We start from the raw sequence: 19,126 nt of genomic DNA on the forward strand, positions 1-19,126 counted from the left end.
CCGCGCCCGGCCCGGTAAGCGCCCGGCCCGGCGGACGCAGACGGCACGAGGGCCCGTACGCAGTGGCGTACGGGCCCTCGTCATGCCGCGGTTCCCCGCTCAGTCCTGCTTCTTGCGGCGGGTACCGAAGACGATCTCGTCCCAGGTCGGTACGGCGGCCCGGCGGCCGGGCCGGACGCCGTCCGCCTCGGCCTGGCGGTCCGTCGTACCGGTCAGCCGGTCGCGGTGACCGGCCACCGCTCGCGGCATCAGCACATCCGCGTAGGCGGAACCGGCGCCCGCGGAGGCCGCCGCGGCCGGCGGTTCACCGGCTTCCGGCTCCTGCGCGGCGGGCTCGATCGCAGGCGGCTCGGGTGGCGCCGGCCGTTCCGGCACCACCATGTCGCCGCGGAAGCTCGGCACCGCCTCCAGCAGGCTGGTCAGCGAATCGCGCTCACCGGCCGAGATGTGCTCCTCCGGCTCGGGCGGGGGCGGCGGGGCCGTGGGCCGCTCCATCTGACGGTCCAGGGCACGGTCCAGCGGCCGGTCGCGCGGCAGCCGGGCGATCCGGGGCACGAACGGGAAGCTCGGCTCGGGCGCGGCGACGTCGTCGGTCTCGCCGATCAGCGAGCGCGCCTCGTCGTCCACCGCCTGGACCAGCCGGCGAGGCGGGTCGTACGTCCAGCTCGCCGAGTGCGGCTCGCCCGCGACCCGGTAGACCAGGAGGACTTCCCAGGTGCCGTCGTCGCGGCGCCAGGAATCCCACTGGACGGTCTCCTTGTCGGCGCCGCGCAGCAGCAGCCGCTCCTGCACCGCCTCGCCGAGCTGGGGTCCGGTGTTCTCGCCGGGACGGCGCACGGGAGTCTTCCGGGCCCGCTCGGCCATGAAGGCGCGCTCCGCGAGCACCGGGCCCTCGAAGCGGCGGACACGGTCGACGGGGATTCCGGCGAACTGGGCGACCTCCTCCGCGGAGGCACCGGCTCGTATCCGGGCCTGGATGTCGCGGGGGCGGAGGTGGCTCTCCACCTCGATCTCGATCTGGCCGAGTCGCGCGCGGTCGTTGCGCACAGCGGCGCGCAGCCGCTCGTCGATGGGAAGCGTGTACTCCGTGCTGTCCGCAGCCTTGAGCACCAGTCGTGTGCCGTCGTTGGAGACGGCCACGACACGCAGTTCGGGCATGGGGACCTCCCGGGTGGTGCCTGCCGACGTCACGTGCGTCGCTGCTTCCGCTAGTCGAGTGTGGCCTGCCCGGGTGCAGCCTGCCACAACATTGCCGTGTTGCCCGGCGTGTCGGGCGTGAGCCCTTGATCGCCGGTATGACACGGTGACCTATTCTGCAACAGAAAGTGACCTCTGGTCACCTCATGTAGCCAGTCTCCGTGCGATGCCGTGGCGCCGCCGGATCGAGTGCCTCCTTCGGCCCCCTCCCGAAGATCCCGGACACCCGTACGGGAGTCCGGCCCCAGGGCTCGCCACAGTACTCCATTCGGGCCACGAGGGTGGACCGCCGCGCCGCCGAAGTTCTCCTGAGGTGCGGGAGTTGGGTCACCGGGCCGGGGGTGGTGCGCCCCGCGCTCGTGTCCTGCTTCACAGAATCCCCGGAACCGGAACTATTCACTTCGCTCAAATGTCCCTTCCTGTTGCATGGTGGGAGAGATGTCAATCAAGGGCTGGAAATGGTGCAGAAGCCGGAAAGCGACACGGAACCCAGAGAAAGGCGCATAGATCTGAGCCTGCCGCAGGTCGCGGGCAGTGCCGTGGCGGCGGTCGCGGCGGCGGTGGCGGCCTCCCAGCTGGGCGTGTACGGGACGATCCTCGGCGCCGGAGTGATGAGCGTCGTCGCCACCTGCGGAGGTTCGGTCTTCCAGCACTTCTTCCGGCGCACGGGGGAGCAGATCCGCGAGGTCACGGTCCATGTGAAGCACCCGGGCCGCGAGGTGACGGTGCATACGCGCGAGACGAGCGGCGCTCGTACGGCCGGGGGGACGCGGCTGCCGCCGGCCAGGACCCCGGCCGGTACCCGCGGCGGAACCCCGGATGCCCCGGACGCCACCACCGTGCTGCCCGCCATGGACGCCACGACCGTGCTGCGCCGAGTGGACGCCGAGGTCCCGCCGCCCGCCCCGGCCGACGACCCGGACCGTACGCGCCTGCTGCGGCCGGTCGACGCGACCCAGCTGCTCACCACGGCACGTCCGGACCCGGACGAGGAGTTCTCCGAAGCCAGCACACACGGCACCCGGATCCGCGGCTGGAAGCGCTCCGCACTCGGCGCGGCGGTGGTCTTCGTCCTCACGATGACCGGAATCACCACGTTCGAGCTGCTCTCCGGCAACGACCTGAGCGGAGGCAGCGGGACGACCGTCGGCTCCGTGGTGCGCGGCGGGGAGCGGAGTTCCGGGTCGAACGATCCGGCGCCGTCCACCACCACCGGCCCCGACCGGAAGCAGACGCCCGGTCAGGAGAACGGCGCGACGCCCGGCACGGACTCGCAGGGCGGCGCCGACCGGAGCCCGGCCGCCGGCGAGGGCGGTGCCTCCTCGGCCGACCCGACGCCCGGCCCCACGAAGTCCGGCAGCACCGGTGACCGTACGAGCCCGTCCCCGGCGGCCACTCCCTCCCCGTCGGCACCGGCCGACGGCGCCACCACCGGCACGGACCCCGCGGGCGAGGCCCCGGCACAGGGCGACGGCGCCACCGCCACCGCCGGACAGTGACGAACGGCCCCGCAGGACCCGGAGACGTGCGACCGGGACCTGCGGGGCCGTCGGGTGTCCGGCGGACCTACTCGCCCAGGACCCGGCGCAGGTAGTCGTTGCCGAAGAGCCGGTCCGGGTCGAGCCGGTCGCGTACGGCGGTGAACTCGCCGAACCGCGGATACACCCCGGCGAGGTACTCGGCGTCACGGGTGTTGACCTTGCCCCAGTGCGGGCGGCCGCCATGGGCGGTCATGATCCGCTCGACCGCCGTGAAGTACGCCTGGTAGGGCGTGCCCTTGTAGAGATGGACGGCGATGTACGCGCTGTCGCGGCCCGAGGCCGTGGAGAGCGCGATGTCGTCCGCGGGGGCGGTACGGACCTCCACCGGGAAGCTGACCCGCAGCGGCGAACGCTCGACCATCGCCTTCACCTCGCGCAGCGCCTCCACGGCGGCCCCGCGCGGCAGCGCGTACTCCATCTCCACGAAGCGGACCCGGCGCGGGCTGGTGAAGACCTTGTACGGGATGTCGGTGTACGTGCGGGCCGACAGGGCACGGCTGGAGAGCTTGGCGATCGAGGGAATGGTGGCGGGCACCGCCCGGCCGAGCGAACAGGCCACCTGGAAGATCCCGTTGGAGAGGAGCTCGTCCTCGACCCAGCCGCTGACCCTTCCGGGCGGGGCGGCGGGACCGGCGCTGCGGTTGTTGCGCTTGGTGTTGCAGTTGCCGGTGTGCGGGAACCAGTAGAACTCGAAGTGCTCGTTCTCCGCGACCAGCTCGTCGAAGCCGCCCAGGACCCGGTCGAAGGTCATCGGCTCCTCACGGGCCGTCAGCAGGAAGACCGGCTCCACGGCGAAGGTGATCGCCGTGATGACACCCAGTGCGCCGAGCCCGATCCGGGCGACGGCGAAGACGTCCGCGTTCTCCGTCTCCGAACAGGTCAGCACCGTGCCGTCGGCGGTGACCAGTTCGAGGGCGCGGATCTGCGCGGATATGGACGCCGAGTCACGGCCGGTGCCGTGGGTGCCGGTCGAGGTGGCGCCCGCGACCGTCTGCTCCATGATGTCGCCCATGTTGGTGAGCGAGAGGCCCTCGCGGGCCAGGGCGGTGTTCAGCCGCTTCAGCGGGGTGCCGGCCTCGACGGTCACCGTCATCGCCTCGCGGTCGATGTTCCGGATGCCGGTGAGCAGGTCCGGGCGGATCAGCACGCCATCGGTGGCCGCCGTCGCGGTGAAGGAGTGACCGGTGCCCACCGGCTTCACCCGCAGACCGTCCTCGGACGCGCGGCGCAGCACCTCGGCGAGCTCCGGTACGGAGGCCGGGGACACGGCCCGTACCGGCCGGGCGGTGACGTTTCCCGCCCAGTTACGCCACGCGTTCGTCGTCGTCCGTGCGTCGGTCATCTTCCGCGCGCCCTTCCATGAGAACCGGCCCGCTGAGCCGGCGATACCCCAGGAACGCCACCGCGGCCGCGAGCGCTCCCGCCGCGACGGGCACCGCGTACCCCGCCTCCGCCCCCGACGCGTCGACCACCCAGCCGGCGGCCGAGGAGCCGAGCGCCACCCCGACGGCGAGCCCGGTGCTGGTCCAGGTCATGCCCTCGGTCAGTTCGGTGCGCGGTACGTGCTGTTCGACGAGAGCCATGGTGGTGACCATCGTCGGTGCGATGGCGAGACCCGCGACAAAGAGCGCCACGGCCAGGAACGGCAGGTTCCCGGCCAGTTGGAGGGGGATCATACTCACGGCCATCGCGCACACGCCCACCAGCCACCTGGTGGACGCCTTCCGCTTCAGACGGAGCAGGCCGAAGACCGCTCCGGCCAGGCAGGATCCCAGCGCGTACACGGCCAGCACGAGGCTCGCGGCGGCCTTGTGGCCCCGCTCCTCGGCGAAGGCCACCGTCACCACGTCGATCGACCCGAAGATCGCACCGGTGGCCACGAACGTCACCACGAGCACCTGGAGCCCCCGCGAGCGCAGCGCGGAACCACCGGTGTGCTCCCGGCGCGGATGCGGAACGGGCTCGGTGGACCGCTGCGCGGTCAGCCAGACCACGCCGACCAGCAGGAACCCGGCCGCCAGGAGCGGCCCGGCCTCCGGGAACCAGGCGGTGGACAGACCGATCGAGATGATCGGCCCGAAGATGAAGCACACCTCGTCGACGATCGACTCCCACGCGTACGCGGTGTGCAGCTGCCGCGGCGAACCCCGGTAGATCTCCGCCCAGCGGGCCCGGATCATCGAGCCCACGCTGGGCACGCAGCCGGCGCCCGCCGCGAAGACGAAGAGCGTCCAGTCGGCCAGCCGCTGCTGCGCGCAGACCAGCAGCCCGGCCACCGCCGTCAGCGCGACCAGGGTCGCGGGACGCAGGACCCGGCGCTGTCCGTGCCGGTCGACGAGCCGGGAGATCAGCGGTCCGATCACCGCCGCGGACATCGCCAGCGTCGCGGAGAGCGCGCCGGCCAGCCCGTAGCGGCCGGTGAGCTGGGAAATCATGGTCACCACGCCGATGCCCATCATGGACAGCGGCATCCGGCCGAGGAATCCGGCCGCCGAGAACCCCTTGGTGCCGGGGGCGGCGAATATCGCGCGGTAGGGACTGGGCAAGGAGAGCTCCGGAACAGCGTGATCGCACACGCCTGTAATGCATGAACGTAACCGACACAGCTTACGGTCGGGGCGATCGGCCCGGCACCGGGGTGGGCCCGGGAGCCGATGTCGGTGGGAGCGCCGTCCGGGGCGGGTGGCAGGATCGTCGTCATGTCCGATCTGCGCGATCCCGCTCCCTACGACGCCCTGCTGCTGCTCTCCTTCGGCGGCCCCGAAGGCCCGGACGACGTGGTCCCGTTCCTGGCGAACGTGACCCGTGGCCGGGGCATCCCCGAGGAGCGGCTGAAGGAGGTGGGCAAGCACTACTTCCTGTTCGGTGGCGTCAGCCCGATCAACGCCCAGAACAGGGCCCTGCTGGACGCCCTGCGCAAGGACTTCGACGGGCACGGGCTGGACCTGCCGGTGTACTGGGGCAACCGCAACTGGGCGCCCTACCTCACCGACACCCTGCGTGAGATGACCGAGGCCGGGCACCGCCGCATCGCCGTTCTCGCCACCAGCGCCTACGCCTCCTACTCCGGCTGCCGGCAGTACCGCGAGAATCTCGCCGAGTCACTGGCCGCCCTGGAGGCGGAGGGGCTGCCGGTGCCCCGGGTGGACAAGCTCCGGCACTACTTCAACCACCCAGGATTCGTGACCCCCATGGTGGACGGCGTCCTCGCCTCCCTGGCCGACCTCCCCGAGGACGTACGGGGCGGGGCGCACCTCGCCTTCACCACGCACTCCATCCCCACCTCCGCCGCCGACACCTCCGGCCCCGTGGAGGCGCACGGCGACGGCGGCGCCTATGTCGCCGAGCACCTCGACGTCGCCCGGCTGATCGTCGACGCGGTGCGCGAGGAGACCGGCGTCGAGTACCCCTGGCGGCTCGTCTACCAGTCGCGCAGCGGCGCCCCGCACATCCCCTGGCTGGAGCCCGACATCTGCGACCACCTGGAGGCGATGCACGCCGACGGTGTGCCCGCCGTGGTGATGGCCCCCATCGGCTTCGTCTCGGACCACATGGAGGTCCTGTACGACCTCGACACGGAGGCCACCGCGAAGGCCGCCGAGCTGGGCCTGCCGGTGCGCCGGTCGGCCACCGTCGGCGCCGACCCGCGCTTCGCCGCCGCCGTGCGCGACCTGGTGCTTGAGCGCGCCGCCACCGAGCGGGGACAGGCCGGCCGGCGGTGTGCGCTGGGCTCGCTCGGGCCGGGCCACGACCTCTGTCCGGTCGGCTGCTGCCCGGCCCGGGCCCTCAAGCCCGCCGCCGCGGGCGCCGACAGCCCCTACGCGTAAGAGCCCCTGCGCCCCCACGAACCCCCTGGAGAGCCGTGACCGACCCGAACCTGTCCGAACTGCTCGCCCTCGCCCTGGAGGCCGCCTCACGGGCCGGCGCGCTGCTCCGTGACGGCCGCCCGGCCGATCTGGGAGTGGCCGCGACGAAGTCCAGCCCGATCGACGTCGTCACCGAGATGGACATCGCCGCCGAGAAGCTGATCACCGGCTTCCTCAGCGAGCGCCGCCCGCAGGACGGCTTCCTCGGCGAGGAGGGTTCCAGCGCCGAGGGCAGCAGCGGAATCCGCTGGGTCGTCGACCCGCTCGACGGCACCGTGAACTACCTGTACGGGCTGCCCACCTGGGCCGTGTCCATCGCCGCCGAGCGGGACGGCGTGCGGGTCGTGGGCGTCGTGGCGGCCCCGATGCGCCGCGAGACCTACCGGGCGGTGCTCGGCGGCGGCGCGTACGTGGAGGGCGGCGCGTACGGCGACGGCACCGCGCTGCGCTGCCGGACCGCGCCGCCGCTCGACCAGGCGCTCGTCTCGACCGGTTTCAACTACGTCGGTGACGTCCGTGCGCACCAGGCGGACGTGGCCGGGAAGCTGATCCCGCGGCTCCGTGACATCCGCCGCGGCGGCTCCGCCGCCGTGGACCTCTGCGATGTGGCCGCGGGCCGCCTCGACGGCTACTACGAGCGCGGGCTCCACCCCTGGGACCTGGCGGCCGGCGACCTCATCGCCCGTGAGGCGGGCGCGCTCACCGGCGGGCGGCCCGGGCTGCCCGCCGACGGTGATCTGACGGTCGCCGCGACGCCGGGCGTCTTCGAGCCGCTCCAGGCGCTCCTGGACGAGTTCGGCGCCTGGCACGACTGAAAGCAGGCCGGCCCGGTACGCGGGAAGGGCCCCCGACGCCGGTGACGGCATCGGGGGCCCTTCGTGCCGATGTGCTCAGACGCTGGTGGCGCCGATCTCGACGCCGTGCTCGGCGGCGAGGCGGTGCAGGTCGTCCAGCTCGCCCTGCTCGACATCCGCGAGGAAGTCGTCGCCGGTCTCCCGAGCTCTCGTGAGGTCGTACTCGGTGGTTTTGATCCGCTGCAGCAGACCTGCGGTGAAAGCGTCCATAATGCGCCCCCTCATCGTGGGTCGGTGGCACGGGGGTGTGCCCGGGGTTTCCCTCCGCACGGAGGCGGTAGGGCGGGTGATCACGCGCTCTCCGGGGACGGAGTGGCCTGTGGCACGCCACATTCAAGGCGTGATCTCGGGTGTGAATTCGTCCTCCCCGGGCCCGAACCGGGGGAAACCTCAACTGGCCCGAAAATCCGGTGAATTCCACCGGGCCCCAGGCCGCTGCGCGTCGTCTTACCGCCGGTTTATGCGCGTTGCGGGCAGGATGGAGCCGCACAGACCCGTGCCGAGGGGTGTCCGGATCACGGACCGTGGGCACTTTGGGACGTTCTGAAGTTTCCACCCGGATTTCTGTAGGTTTCTAAGGAAGGACAGCGCCGTGCGCGTACTCGTCGTGGAGGACGAGCAGCTGCTCGCCGATGCGGTGGCCACCGGATTGCGCCGGGAGGCCATGGCCGTCGATGTCGTGTACGACGGCGCGGCGGCCCTGGAGCGCATCGAGGTCAACGACTACGACGTCGTGGTGCTCGACCGGGACCTCCCGCTGGTCCACGGCGACGACGTCTGCCGGCGGATCGTCGAGCTGGGCATGCCCACCCGGGTGCTGATGCTCACCGCGTCCGGCGACGTCAGCGACCGCGTCGAGGGCCTGGAGCTGGGGGCCGACGACTATCTGCCCAAGCCCTTCGCCTTCAGCGAGCTGACCGCACGGGTGCGGGCGCTCGGCCGGCGCACCACGGTGGCCCTGCCGCCCGTCCTGGAGCGGGCCGGGATCAAGCTCGACCCCAATCGGCGCGAGGTCTTCCGGGGCGAGACGGAGGTCCAGCTCGCACCGAAGGAGTTCGCCGTGCTGGAGGTCCTGATGCGCAGCGAGGGTGCGGTCGTCTCGGCCGAGCAGCTGCTGGAGAAGGCATGGGACGAGAACACCGACCCGTTCACCAACGTCGTCCGGGTGACCGTCATGACGCTGCGCCGGAAACTCGGCGAGCCGCCGGTCATCGTCACCGTGCCCGGTTCCGGCTACCGGATCTGACGGCCGTGCCCACCGCCCCCGCGCCGCCGACGGCGCCTCCGAAGCCCACCTGGGAGCCCAAACAGCAGGAGCCCCCCTACTGGCTGCGCCCGACCATCCGGATAAGGCTCACGCTGCTCTACGGCGGCATGTTCCTGATCGCCGGAATCCTGCTGCTCTCGATCATCTACATGCTGGCCGCACAGGCCCTGCACGTGGGCAGCGAGCTGCCGTTCAAGATCGTCAACGGGCAGGTCACCAGCGATGTCTGCAACCTGCCCGAGAAGGCGTCCCCGGACTCCTTCAACGCGGCGATGAACTCCTGCGTCAACCACCAGCGCCAGCAGGCGCTCGACACGCTCCTGAACCGTTCGCTGCTGGCCCTGGTGGGGCTGAGCGTCATCGCCTTCGCCTTCGGTTACGCGATGGCCGGACGCGTGCTCTCGCCGCTGGGCCGGATCACCCGCACCGCCCGCAGGGTGGCCGGAACCGACCTGTCCCGCCGGATCGAGCTGGACGGCCCCGACGACGAGCTGAAGGAGCTCGCCGACACCTTCGACGAGATGCTCGACCGCCTGGAGCGGGCCTTCACCGCCCAGCAGCGGTTCGTCGGCAACGCCTCGCACGAGCTGCGCACCCCGCTCGCGATCAACCGCACGCTCCTGGAGGTCCACCTGTCCGACCCCCAGGCCCCGCCGGAGCTGAAACAGCTCGGCAAGACCCTGCTGGCCACCAACGAGCGCAGCGAGCAGCTGGTCGAGGGCCTGCTGCTGCTGGCCCGCAGCGACAACCAGATCGTCGAGCGCAAGCCGGTCGACCTGGAGGAGGTGGCCTCGCGTGCGATCGACCAGACGCGTGGCGAGGCCGAGGAGCGCGGCGTGGAGATCCGTGGCGAGCGGACCCCCGCCGTCGTCCAGGGCAACGGGGTCCTGCTGGAGCGGATCGCGCTGAACCTCGTACAGAACGCCGTGCGCTACAACGTTCCCGAGGGAGGCTGGGTGGAGGTGAACACCGAGCTCCGGGGCGGCCAGGCCCTGCTGGTCGTCTCGAACACCGGCCCCGTGGTGCCGGCGTACGAGATCGACAACCTCTTCGAGCCCTTCAGACGGCTGCGTACGGAGCGAACGGGCAGCGACAAGGGGGTCGGGCTCGGTCTGTCGATCGCGCGCTCCGTGGCGCGCGCTCACGGCGGCCGTATCATCGCGGAGCCCCGTGAAGGCGGTGGTCTTGTGATGCGCGTCTCACTGCCCGTCTGAGAGGCCGGACCGAGCGATCCGGGCAAGAATTAGTTTGTTCGCTTTGAGCGGAATTTTCGGGACCTGTGCCCAGACCTTCCGTGTGTGATCGATCACAGGGGCGAATTTCTTGCGGTCAACGCTCCGTGATCAGGCGCTCCACCGGAAAACCCGCAAAAGTCGGGGTTTTCGGGGCCCGATATCACGGGAAGTACACGGGGTGGCGCCCGTGAAGAGCGACACCGGGACCGTGTACGGTCCCCATCGCCACCCAAGCCGGCCACTCCCGAGCGGCCCTTTTGGGTGTCGATTGAGTAACAGACCTTGATGTGAGGCAAAATCTCCGCCTCGGGTCGGGCACAAGTCCGGCCTCTCACGCGTTACGTGCGCTGAGACACCGCAGACACCCAGAGGGGGAGAGCGACATGGCAACGGATTACGACACCCCACGCAAGACCGATGACGACGTCGACCAGGACAGCCTCGAAGAACTCAAGGCTCGCCGGAGCGACAAGACGGCGTCCGCCGTCGACGTCGACGAATTCGACGCGGCCGAAGGACTGGAGCTGCCCGGCGCAGACCTGTCCAACGAAGAGCTGGCCGTCAGGGTCCTGCCCAAGCAGGCCGACGAGTTCACGTGCATGAGCTGCTTCCTCGTGCACCACAGGAGCCAGCTGGCACGGGAGAAGAACGGCCAGCCGATCTGCCGCGACTGCGACTAGGTCGCACCGACCGTGGCAGGCGACACACCGTTCCGGAAGCGGCGCTTGCGGCGCAAGAGGTCGTCGGAGGCGTATCAGGGCGGCACAGGCCCGGCAGAAGGCGTGACAGCGCCTGCCGAGCGGTCCGCCCTGCCACCCTCCCCGGGCGAGCGGGACGACGAGCGGGGCCGGCCGGCCTCGCTCGAAGAAGTGATCGCGGCGATCGAGGAAGTCGACGCGGCCTATGGGGCCGGACAGGTCGACAGGACGGAGCCCGTGACCGGGGCAGGCCGTCTGAGTTCAGCGAAACGGGGCGTACGCAAGGGCGGGGAGAGCGCCAGGGCAGCGATCGGTCATATCGCCGACCTGATCATCGAGAACGCTCCCCGCGTCCCTGTGCGCGATCTCGCCACCCTGCGCAAGCAGTTCCCCGGGCTCGGCCCGGAGGAGCTCGCCGACAAGCTCATCGCAGGCGCGAGCAAGGGCACCGCCACCGTCGGCGCCGGAATCGGCGCGGCGGCGATGCTGCCCGTACCGCCCGCCATGCTCGCCGAGCTGGCGGCGGAGATCACCGGTGTGGCCGCGATCGAGATGAAGCTCGTCGCCGAGCTGCACGAGGTCTACGGACTGCGCCCGCCGGGCGGGCTCGGCCGGCGCTCCACCGCCTACCTCACGTCCTGGACGCAGGAGCGCGGAATCGACGTCGCCCACCCCACGACGGTGAACGCGGCGCTGGGCGGCCAGATGAAGCGCGAACTGCGCCAGCAGATCATGAAGCGCATGGTGCGCGACGTGCCGAACCTGGTCCCGTTCATGATCGGCGCCGCCGTCGGCGCGATGATGAACCGGCGCGACACCAGAAAGCTCGCCGAACGGGTCAGGAAGGACCTGCGTAAACGCCAGATCCCCTGGGACCGGCTCCCCGAGCTGCCGCCGCTGGAGCGGCAGGTGGGCCCGTACCGGCCCGTGCCGGGCGAGCTGGAACCCTAGGGGCCTGTGAACGGCCCTGACGGCCCGCGAAGGGGCCGCCGTTCCCCCCGCCCGATCAGGCGCGTACGGCCGCGAGGGCGGCCACCAGGGCCTGCGGTTCGCGGGTCGAGAGATAGACGTACGGGGTCGGGTCCTGCGGGTCGGTGACCTCCACCCGGACCGCCGTCGGGATGTAGCTGCGCAGCAGCATGAACGCCCGGGTGTCCGCCTTGTACGAGCGCCACGCGCGCGCCTCCTCCCCGTCCAGCACCTCGGCCTCGCCGAGCGCCGTCACGGGGATCCGCGCGTCACCGGCGACCAGGGCGCCCGCCACGACCCGGATCCTGGCCGAGCCGTAGGAGCTCACCGCGACCGCAGACAGGGCCGTGCCGCCCACCAGACCGGCCAGCAGCGGCAGGGTGCCGAGCGGCAGCAGCATCAGCGCGCAGGCGATGCCGACCAGGAAGGCGATGAGCCACCACGAACGGGGTGCGGTCAGTCGTTCGTCGAAAGGCGGGGTGGAAGGCTGCATGAACCCAAGCTTGGCACGGCGCGACCCGCGGGTAGCCGCGCGGGTAAGGTCTGCGCCTGTGAGTGGAACATCTGCGGCTCTGAAGCCCCCGGCCGACGCGGTGAAACCGGTCCGGCACCCCGAAGCCCCGGCCCCCGGCGAACTCCTCGGCGCGCACTACGAACACTGTTTCGGCTGCGGCGAAGGACAACAGCACGGGCTGCACCTGCAGGCGCGGGCCGGCGACGGTCTCAGCGTCACCGCCGAGTTCACCGTGCAGGCCGCCCACCAGGGCGCCCCCGGGCTGGCGCACGGCGGCATCCTGACCACCGCGCTGGACGAGACGCTCGGCTCGCTCAACTGGCTCCTGCGGGTGATCGCCGTGACCGGACGGCTGGAGACCGACTTCGTGCGCCCGGTGCCGGTGGACACCGTGCTGCACCTCGACGCCGAGATCACCGCGGTGCACGGCCGGAAGATCTACTCCCGGGCGACCGGCCGGATCGGCGGCCCGGACGGGCCCGTGGCGGTCCGGGCCGAAGCCCTTTTCATCGAGGTCAAGGTCGACCACTTCATCGAGAACGGCCGCCCGGCCGAGATCGAGGCGGCGATGGCCGACCCGGACCAGGTCAGGCGTGCCCGTGCCTTCGAGGTGAACCCCTGATGCGCCGGCCCGTGGACGTACTCATCCGCCGGGTCGACCCGGACGTGCCGATTCCGGCCTATGGGCACCCGGGCGACGCCGGGGCGGACCTGGTGACCACCGAGGCCGTCGAACTCGCCCCCGGCGAGCGGGCGGTGCTGCCCACCGGGGTGTCGATCGCGCTGCCCGACGGGTACGCCGCGTTCGTGCACCCGCGCTCCGGGCTCGCCGCACGCTGCGGAGTCGCCCTGGTGAATGCCCCGGGGACGGTTGATGCCGGGTACCGTGGAGAGATCAAGGTGATCGTCATCAACCTCGACCCGCGAGAGCCGGTGCGGTTCGAGCGGTTCGACCGGATTGCCCAACTGGTCGTCCAGCAGGTCGAGAAGGTGCGCTTCCACGAGGTGGCTCAGCTGCCGGGCTCGGCCCGCGGCGAGGGAGGCTTCGGATCCACCGGAGGGCATGCCTCCGGTGATGTCGATGGCGTCAGGGGCGGGAACACCCAGGGCGGTAACAGCTACGCTTCGGTCGTACCCGACCGGGAAGGACAGTGACGTGTTCGGACGTCGCAAGAAGAGTGGTTCCGCCGAGGACGTGGCGGACGAAGCGCGCGAGGCCGAGCAGGTCGTCGACGAGCTCGATGACACCGACGGCGCCGACGGCGGCCCGCGTCGGGTGAACCTCCCGCCGGCACCGCGGCCGGACGGGCCGTGGGACGTCTCCGAGGTCTCCCTGCCCGGCGAGGGCCGGGTCGACCTGGGCGGCATCTTCGTGCCCGGCGTCGAGGGCATGGAACTGCGCGTCGAGGTGGCCGGTGACGCGATCGTCGCCGCGACCGTGGTGCTGCGCGACAGCGCCGTACAGCTCCAGGCCTTCGCAGCCCCCAAGAAGGAGGGCATCTGGGGCGAGGTCCGCGACGAGATCGCCTCCGGCATCACCCAGCAGGGCGGGATCATCGACGAGGTCGAGGGCCCGCTGGGCTGGGAGCTGCGTGCCCAGGTCCCCGTACAGCTCCCGGACGGGACGAACGGCGTGCAGCTGGTGCGCTTCGTCGGCGTCGACGGGCCCCGCTGGTTCCTGCGCGGAGTGATCTCCGGCCAGGGCGCCGTGCAGCCGGAGGCCGCCGGGCTGCTGGAGACGATCTTCCGGGACACCGTGGTGGTCCGGGGCGAGGGCCCCATGGCGCCGCGCGACCCGATCGTCCTCAAGCTGCCCGACGACGCCCAGATGGTCCCCGAAGGGGTCCAGCAGGAGAGCCAGGAGAGCTCGAAGTTCTCCGGTGGCATGGGCCAGCTCCAGCGCGGACCCGAGATCACCGAGGTGCGCTGAGCGGATCCGGGCAGCCGCCCGGCACAGCTTCGGCCGGTGGGCCGTATCCCCTTACGAGGGGGTGCGGCCCACCGGCCGTTTCCGTGTCGGGGGCGGTTTCCGGACAGCGTGCGAAGGACGCGCGTATGGGGCGCGTATGGGGCACGTATGCGCGCCGTCAAGGGCCCGACGTTCCCCGTAAGGAAGCCATCAACGCAGGCCAGAAGGGTCGCGGCGGGAGGTTTGCTCAAGAGGTCCGAGAATCCGTACCTCATCTAGGAGCACACGATGGCCGATGTGGCCTTCGTCGTCACCACGATCGCGGTCTTCGCGCTGGTGGCTCTCGTCGCCAAGGGGGTGGCGAAGCTGTGACTGCCGAGAACATCGTCGGTCTGATAGTGGCCGTCGCCCTGCTGGGCTACCTCGTCCTCGCCCTTCTGTACCCGGAGAGGTTCTGAGCGCGATATGAGCCCCGTCCTCGCTGGTGTGCTCCAGGTCCTCGCGCTCGTGGTGGCGCTGGGACTGGCGTACCGTCCGCTCGGCGACCACATGGCCGGCGTCTACTCCTCGACCAAGCACCTCCGGGTCGAGAAGTGGATGTACAAGGCCGTGGGCGCCGACCCCGACCGGCAGATGCGCTGGCCCGCGTATCTGCGTGGGGTGCTCGCCTTCTCCGCGGTGAGCGTCCTCTTCCTCTATCTGCTGCAACGGCTGCAGGGTTCGCTGCCGGGTTCGCTCGGCTTCGCCTCGATCGATCCGGACCAGGCGTTCAACACGGCGGCCTCGTTCGTCGCCAACACCAACTGGCAGTCGTACTACGGCGAACAGGCCATGGGCCACGTCGTGCAGACCGGCGGCCTCGCGGTGCAGAACTTCGTCTCGGCCGCCGTCGGCATGGCCGTAGCGGTGGCCCTCGTACGCGGCTTCGCACGCTCCCGCACCGGTGAACTCGGCAACTTCTGGGCCGACCTGGTGCGGGGGGTCGTACGGATCCTGCTGCCGATCGCCGTGGTCGGCGCCCTGCTGCTGGTGGCCTGCGGAGCGATCCAGAACTTCGCCGGCATCCACGAGGTCGGGCAGTTCATGGGCGGTTCGCAGCAGTGGAACGGCGGCGCCGTGGCCTCCCAGGAGGCCATCAAGGAGCTGGGCACGAACGGCGGCGGCTACTTCAACGCCAACTCGTCCCACCCGTTCGAGAACCCCAACGGGCTGTCCAACCTCCTGGAGATCTTCCTGATCCTGGTCATCCCCTTCGCGCTGACGCGGACCTTCGGCCGGATGGTCGGCTCGCTCAAGCAGGGTTACGCGATCCTCGCGGCGATGGGGGTCATCTGGCTGGGCTTCACCACCCTGATGATGTGGACCGAATTCGCCCACCACGGGCCCGCGTTCGACATCGCGGGCGGGGCGATGGAGGGCAAGGAGACCCGGTTCGGGATCGCCGGATCGTCGATCTTCGCGGTGGCCACCACCCTCACCTCCACCGGTGCGGTGAACTCCTTCCACTCCTCGTACACGGGTTTCGGCGGCGGGATCACCATGCTGGGCATGCAGCTCGGCGAGATCGCGCCCGGAGGCGTCGGCTCCGGTCTCTACGGGATGCTCGTCATGGCGATCATCGCGGTGTTCATCGCCGGGCTGATGGTCGGCCGCACGCCGGAGTACCTCGGCAAGAAGATCGGCACCCGTGAGATCAAGCTCGCGGCCTGCTACATCCTCATCACCCCGGCCCTGGTGCTCGGCTTCACCGCCGCGGCGATGGCGCTGCCCACCCCGCCCCACTCGATGCTGAACTCCGGCGCACACGGATTCTCCGAGATCCTCTACGCCTACACCTCGGGCGCGAACAACAACGGTTCGGCGTTCGCCGGGCTCAACGCGGACACCCAGTGGTTCAACACCACGATCGGTCTCGCGATGCTGCTCGGCCGGTTCCTGCCGATGGTGTTCATCCTCGCGCTGGCCGGCTCACTCGCCGAGCAGAAGCCCGTACCGGCCACCGTGGGAACCCTGGGCACGCACAAACCGCTCTTCAGCACCCTCCTGGTCGGCACCATCCTGATCATCACCGGGCTGACCTACTTCCCGGCCCTGGCGCTGGGGCCGCTGGCCGAAGGGCTGGCGTCATGACCACTCGTACGGAGCAAGAGGACTCGATGTCCACTGTCACCCCCACCAGGGCACCGCACCAGGACGCGCCCACGGGTCACCAGAACGAAGGGCGCGTCGGCGGGGGCCTGTTCGACCCCGCACAGCTGATCCGGTCCTTCCCCGACGCCGTACGCAAGCTCGACCCCCGGGTGATGGTCAAGTCCCCGGTGATGTTCGTGGTGCTGATCGGTTCGGTGTTCACCACCGTGCTGGCGTGCCTGAATCCGGGGGAGTGGTTCGGCTGGGCGATCGCGGTCTGGCTCTGGCTGACCACGATCTTCGCCAACCTGGCGGAGGCGGTCGCCGAGGGCCGCGGCAAGGCGCAGGCCGACACCCTGCGCAAGGCCAAGACCGACACCGTCGCCCGCAGGGTCATCGGCTCGAACGAGGAGCGGGTGCCCGGCACCGAACTCCGCGTCGGCGACCTGGTGGTCTGCGAGGCCGGTGACATCATCCCCGGCGACGGAGACGTCGTCGAGGGCGTCGCGAGCGTCGACGAGTCCGCCATCACCGGCGAGTCCGCGCCCGTCATCAGGGAGTCCGGCGGTGACCGGTCGGCCGTCACCGGAGGCACGAAGGTGCTCTCCGACCGGATCGTCGTCAAGATCACCACCAAGCCCGGCGAGACGTTCATCGACCGGATGATCGCCCTGGTCGAGGGCGCAGCCCGGCAGAAGACGCCCAACGAGATCGCGCTGAACATCCTGCTCGCGTCCCTCACCGTCGTCTTCCTGCTCGCCGTCGTCACCCTCCAGCCCTTCGCGATATACGCCGGGCAGGAGCAGTCGATGATCGTGCTGACCGCGCTGCTGGTCTGTCTGATCCCGACGACGATCGGCGCACTGCTCTCCGCGATCGGCATCGCCGGCATGGACCGGCTGGTGCAGCGCAACGTCCTCGCCATGTCGGGGCGGGCCGTCGAGGCCGCCGGAGACGTCTCGACGCTGCTGCTCGACAAGACCGGCACCATCACGCTCGGCAACCGGCAGGCCGCCGAGTTCGTACCCGTCAAGGGCACCACCGAGGCCGAACTGGCCGACGCCGCCCAGCTCTCCTCGCTGGCCGACGAGACGCCCGAGGGCCGTTCGATCGTCGTGCTCGCCAAGGAGAAGTACGGGCTGCGTGAACGCCACCAGGGCGAGCTGCGGCAGGCCGAGTGGGTCGCCTTCACCGCCCAGACGCGCATGTCCGGCGTCGATGTGGACGGGCACCGGGTCCGCAAGGGCGCCACCGGTTCGGTCGTCGCCTGGGTCGAGGAGCGCGGCGGCACCGTCGCACCGGACGCGAAGGCGCTCACCGCCACGATCTCCGAGGCGGGCGGCACACCGCTGCTCGTGGCCCTGGAGGACGAGCGGGGGGCGCGGGTCCTCGGCGTCATCCACCTCAAGGACGTCGTCAAGGAGGGCATGCGGGAGCGGTTCGACGAGCTGCGCAGGATGGGCATCCGCACGGTCATGATCACCGGCGACAACCCGCTGACTGCGAAGGCCATCGCCGAGGAGGCCGGCGTCGACGACTTCCTCGCCGAGGCCACGCCCGAGGACAAGATGGCCCTCATCAAGCGGGAGCAGGCGGGCGGCAAGCTCGTCGCGATGACCGGGGACGGCACGAACGACGCCCCCGCGCTCGCCCAGGCGGACGTCGGCGTGGCCATGAACACCGGGACCTCGGCCGCCAAGGAGGCCGGGAACATGGTGGACCTGGACTCCAACCCCACGAAGCTGATCGAGATCGTCGAGATCGGCAAGCAGCTGCTCATCACCCGCGGTGCGCTGACGACGTTCTCGATCGCCAACGACGTCGCGAAGTACTTCGCGATCATCCCCGCGATGTTCGCGGTGGTCTATCCCGGCCTGGACAAGCTGAACATCATGCAGCTGTCCTCGCCCCAGTCCGCGATCCTGTCGGCCGTCGTCTTCAACGCGCTGATCATCGTCGCGCTGGTGCCGCTCGCCCTGAAGGGCGTGCGCTACCGGCCCAGCAGCGCCGACTCGATGCTCCGGCGCAACCTCGGGATCTACGGACTCGGCGGCCTGGTCGCCCCGTTCGTCGGCATCAAGATCATCGACATGGTCATCTCCCTCGTACCCGGGCTGAACTGAATCCAGGAAACGGCTGACTCGCCATGAACAACTCCGTAGGAAACACCGCCCGGCTGCTCTGGGCCGGGCTGCGGGCCCTGCTCGTCCTCACCGTCGTCTGCGGCGTGCTCTACCCGCTCGCCGTCACCGGCGTCGCCCAGGGCGTCTTCCCCCACCAGGCCAATGGCTCCGAGATATCCGCGAACGGCAAGGTCGTCGGCTCCGAGCTCATCGGCCAGCGCTACGACCTGCCGCTGAAGAAGGGGCAGGAGACCGCGGCCCCGGACCTCAAGTGGTTCCAGCCGCGCCCCTCCAACGGCCTGGGCAGCAACAGCGTCAACACCCAGTACAAGCTGATCCTCTCCGGCGCGACCAACCGCGCGGGCGACAGCAAGGAGCTGATCGACTGGGTGAGGACGGCCAAGGCCGCCGTGGTCAAGGACAACTCCGTCCCCGGCCACCCGGTCAGCCCCTCGGACGTGCCGGCCGACGCCGTCACCTCCTCCGGCTCCGGCCTGGATCCGGCCATCTCCCCGGCGTACGCACAGCTCCAGGTGCGTCGGGTGGCCGAGCGGAACCACCTCTCCGTCGACCGGGTGGAGAAGCTCGTCGAACAGCACACGGACGGCCGGATCCTGGGCTTCGTGGGGGAGCCGAGGGTCAATGTCCTTCAGCTCAACATCGCCCTGAAGGAGTTGGTGAAGTGAGCAGGGTCTGAGCAGACCCGCGTGGGGGGGGGGCCGGGGGCGCCCCCGCGCCCCCCCCCCCCCGGTTAACCGGGCGGGGGGGGCCCGGGGGCCCGGGTGCCGGTAGGGGGGGGGGGGGTGGGCGCGGCGGGCCCCCC

19 protein-coding genes are annotated in these 19,126 nt (G+C 70.8%); 14 read left to right on the plus strand and 5 right to left on the minus strand.

Annotated elements, in window-relative coordinates:
- Positions 1–99: 99 nt before the first annotated feature.
- Complete coding sequence (gene sepH / locus ACGF8B_RS07385) at positions 100–1,158, minus strand: septation protein SepH (RefSeq protein ID WP_392735632.1); 1,059 nt, start codon at positions 1,156–1,158, stop codon at positions 100–102.
- Between the two features lie 497 nt (positions 1,159–1,655).
- Here sepH and ACGF8B_RS07390 point away from each other — a divergent pair, with 497 nt between their 5' ends.
- Positions 1,656–2,696, plus strand: a complete 1,041-nt coding sequence (locus tag ACGF8B_RS07390) for a hypothetical protein (RefSeq protein WP_392735634.1) — start codon at positions 1,656–1,658, stop codon at positions 2,694–2,696.
- 67 nt (positions 2,697–2,763) lie between these two features.
- Here the strand turns inward: ACGF8B_RS07390 and ACGF8B_RS07395 are convergent, their stop codons facing one another.
- On the minus strand, positions 2,764–4,080 hold the full coding sequence (locus ACGF8B_RS07395) for a D-arabinono-1,4-lactone oxidase (protein ID WP_392735636.1): 1,317 nt from the start codon (positions 4,078–4,080) through the stop codon (positions 2,764–2,766).
- Positions 4,043–5,284: an MFS transporter gene (locus ACGF8B_RS07400; RefSeq protein WP_392735638.1), complete on the minus strand. Its 1,242-nt coding sequence runs from the start codon at positions 5,282–5,284 to the stop codon at positions 4,043–4,045. Before ACGF8B_RS07400 ends, ACGF8B_RS07395 begins: the two co-directional genes overlap by 38 nt.
- 153 nt (positions 5,285–5,437) lie before the next feature.
- Between ACGF8B_RS07400 and ACGF8B_RS07405 the strand changes: the two genes are divergently transcribed.
- Together ACGF8B_RS07405 and ACGF8B_RS07410 are read left to right on the plus strand one after the other, a co-directional pair.
- Complete coding sequence (locus ACGF8B_RS07405) at positions 5,438–6,565, plus strand: ferrochelatase (protein ID WP_392735639.1); 1,128 nt, start codon at positions 5,438–5,440, stop codon at positions 6,563–6,565.
- Positions 6,566–6,600: 35 nt separating this feature from the next.
- A complete protein-coding gene (locus tag ACGF8B_RS07410; RefSeq protein WP_392735641.1) occupies positions 6,601–7,419 on the plus strand; it encodes an inositol monophosphatase family protein in 819 nt (272 codons plus the stop codon).
- Positions 7,420–7,494: 75 nt separating this feature from the next.
- On the opposite strand, the gene ACGF8B_RS07415 is transcribed toward ACGF8B_RS07410, so the two are convergent.
- Entirely contained in the window at positions 7,495–7,668 is a 174-nt protein-coding gene (locus tag ACGF8B_RS07415; protein ID WP_392735643.1) for a hypothetical protein, read from the minus strand.
- A gap of 382 nt (positions 7,669–8,050) precedes the next feature.
- On the opposite strand from ACGF8B_RS07415, the gene ACGF8B_RS07420 reads away from it, so the two are divergent.
- The 4 genes from ACGF8B_RS07420 (at position 8,051) to ACGF8B_RS07435 (ending at position 11,609) form a co-directional block, all read left to right on the plus strand.
- On the plus strand, positions 8,051–8,704 hold the full coding sequence (locus ACGF8B_RS07420) for a response regulator transcription factor (protein WP_072485872.1): 654 nt from the start codon (positions 8,051–8,053) through the stop codon (positions 8,702–8,704).
- A gap of 5 nt (positions 8,705–8,709) precedes the next feature.
- Positions 8,710–9,939 carry a sensor histidine kinase gene (locus ACGF8B_RS07425; RefSeq protein WP_392735645.1) on the plus strand — a complete coding sequence of 410 codons (1,230 nt, stop codon included), beginning with the start codon at positions 8,710–8,712 and terminating at the stop codon, positions 9,937–9,939.
- 404 nt (positions 9,940–10,343) lie between these two features.
- A complete protein-coding gene (locus tag ACGF8B_RS07430) occupies positions 10,344–10,640 on the plus strand; it encodes a DUF4193 domain-containing protein (RefSeq protein WP_003965732.1) in 297 nt (98 codons plus the stop codon).
- A 12-nt stretch (positions 10,641–10,652) separates the two neighbouring features.
- Positions 10,653–11,609 (plus strand): hypothetical protein, encoded by a 957-nt coding sequence (locus ACGF8B_RS07435; RefSeq protein ID WP_392735647.1) that lies wholly within the window; start codon positions 10,653–10,655, stop codon positions 11,607–11,609.
- Positions 11,610–11,664: 55 nt separating this feature from the next.
- Here ACGF8B_RS07435 and ACGF8B_RS07440 read toward each other — a convergent pair whose 3' ends face one another.
- The gene (locus tag ACGF8B_RS07440; protein ID WP_392735649.1) at positions 11,665–12,120 is read right to left on the minus strand and encodes a DUF3093 domain-containing protein; all 456 of its coding nucleotides are present in this window, start codon (positions 12,118–12,120) and stop codon (positions 11,665–11,667) included.
- 58 nt (positions 12,121–12,178) lie between these two features.
- Between ACGF8B_RS07440 and ACGF8B_RS07445 the strand changes: the two genes are divergently transcribed.
- The 7 genes from ACGF8B_RS07445 to ACGF8B_RS07475 all read left to right on the plus strand — a co-directional run bounded on the left by ACGF8B_RS07445 (position 12,179) and on the right by ACGF8B_RS07475 (position 18,989).
- The gene (locus ACGF8B_RS07445) at positions 12,179–12,763 is read left to right on the plus strand and encodes a PaaI family thioesterase (protein WP_392735651.1); all 585 of its coding nucleotides are present in this window, start codon (positions 12,179–12,181) and stop codon (positions 12,761–12,763) included.
- A complete protein-coding gene (gene dut, locus ACGF8B_RS07450; RefSeq protein WP_124721000.1) occupies positions 12,763–13,296 on the plus strand; it encodes a dUTP diphosphatase in 534 nt (177 codons plus the stop codon). The genes ACGF8B_RS07445 and dut overlap by 1 nt, the downstream gene beginning before the upstream one ends.
- Before the next feature lies 1 nt (position 13,297).
- On the plus strand, positions 13,298–14,071 hold the full coding sequence (locus ACGF8B_RS07455) for a DUF3710 domain-containing protein (protein ID WP_392735653.1): 774 nt from the start codon (positions 13,298–13,300) through the stop codon (positions 14,069–14,071).
- A gap of 347 nt (positions 14,072–14,418) precedes the next feature.
- The gene (gene kdpF, locus ACGF8B_RS07460; RefSeq protein ID WP_037701211.1) at positions 14,419–14,508 is read left to right on the plus strand and encodes a K(+)-transporting ATPase subunit F; all 90 of its coding nucleotides are present in this window, start codon (positions 14,419–14,421) and stop codon (positions 14,506–14,508) included.
- 7 nt (positions 14,509–14,515) lie between these two features.
- Positions 14,516–16,180, plus strand: coding sequence for a potassium-transporting ATPase subunit KdpA (gene kdpA, locus ACGF8B_RS07465; RefSeq protein WP_392735656.1), 1,665 nt, complete (start codon positions 14,516–14,518; stop codon positions 16,178–16,180).
- The gene (kdpB, locus tag ACGF8B_RS07470) at positions 16,177–18,303 is read left to right on the plus strand and encodes a potassium-transporting ATPase subunit KdpB (RefSeq protein WP_392735657.1); all 2,127 of its coding nucleotides are present in this window, start codon (positions 16,177–16,179) and stop codon (positions 18,301–18,303) included. The genes kdpA and kdpB overlap by 4 nt, the downstream gene beginning before the upstream one ends.
- Positions 18,304–18,326: 23 nt before the next feature.
- The gene (locus tag ACGF8B_RS07475; RefSeq protein WP_384761690.1) at positions 18,327–18,989 is read left to right on the plus strand and encodes a potassium-transporting ATPase subunit C; all 663 of its coding nucleotides are present in this window, start codon (positions 18,327–18,329) and stop codon (positions 18,987–18,989) included.
- Positions 18,990–19,126 lie beyond the last annotated feature (137 nt).

It is taken from the genome of Streptomyces sp. NPDC047917 (assembly GCF_043204345.1).
In the GTDB taxonomy this organism is placed as follows: Bacteria; Actinomycetota; Actinomycetes; order Streptomycetales; family Streptomycetaceae; genus Streptomyces; species Streptomyces sanglieri.

Excerpts from the sequence above, each read along its gene's own strand:
- ACGF8B_RS07390 (WP_392735634.1), top strand. The coding sequence starts at position 1,656 with ATGGTGCAGAAGCCGGAAAGCGACACGGAACCCAGAGAAAGGCGCATA.
- ACGF8B_RS07405 (WP_392735639.1), top strand. The coding sequence starts at position 5,438 with ATGTCCGATCTGCGCGATCCCGCTCCCTACGACGCCCTGCTGCTGCTC.
- ACGF8B_RS07430 (WP_003965732.1), top strand. The coding sequence starts at position 10,344 with ATGGCAACGGATTACGACACCCCACGCAAGACCGATGACGACGTCGAC.
- kdpA (WP_392735656.1), top strand. The coding sequence starts at position 14,516 with ATGAGCCCCGTCCTCGCTGGTGTGCTCCAGGTCCTCGCGCTCGTGGTG.
- kdpB (WP_392735657.1), top strand. The coding sequence starts at position 16,177 with ATGACCACTCGTACGGAGCAAGAGGACTCGATGTCCACTGTCACCCCC.
- dut (WP_124721000.1), top strand. The coding sequence starts at position 12,763 with ATGCGCCGGCCCGTGGACGTACTCATCCGCCGGGTCGACCCGGACGTG.
- sepH (WP_392735632.1), bottom strand. The coding sequence starts at position 1,158 with ATGCCCGAACTGCGTGTCGTGGCCGTCTCCAACGACGGCACACGACTG.
- ACGF8B_RS07475 (WP_384761690.1), top strand. The coding sequence starts at position 18,327 with ATGAACAACTCCGTAGGAAACACCGCCCGGCTGCTCTGGGCCGGGCTG.
- ACGF8B_RS07395 (WP_392735636.1), bottom strand. The coding sequence starts at position 4,080 with ATGACCGACGCACGGACGACGACGAACGCGTGGCGTAACTGGGCGGGA.
- ACGF8B_RS07415 (WP_392735643.1), bottom strand. The coding sequence starts at position 7,668 with ATGGACGCTTTCACCGCAGGTCTGCTGCAGCGGATCAAAACCACCGAG.
- ACGF8B_RS07440 (WP_392735649.1), bottom strand. The coding sequence starts at position 12,120 with ATGCAGCCTTCCACCCCGCCTTTCGACGAACGACTGACCGCACCCCGT.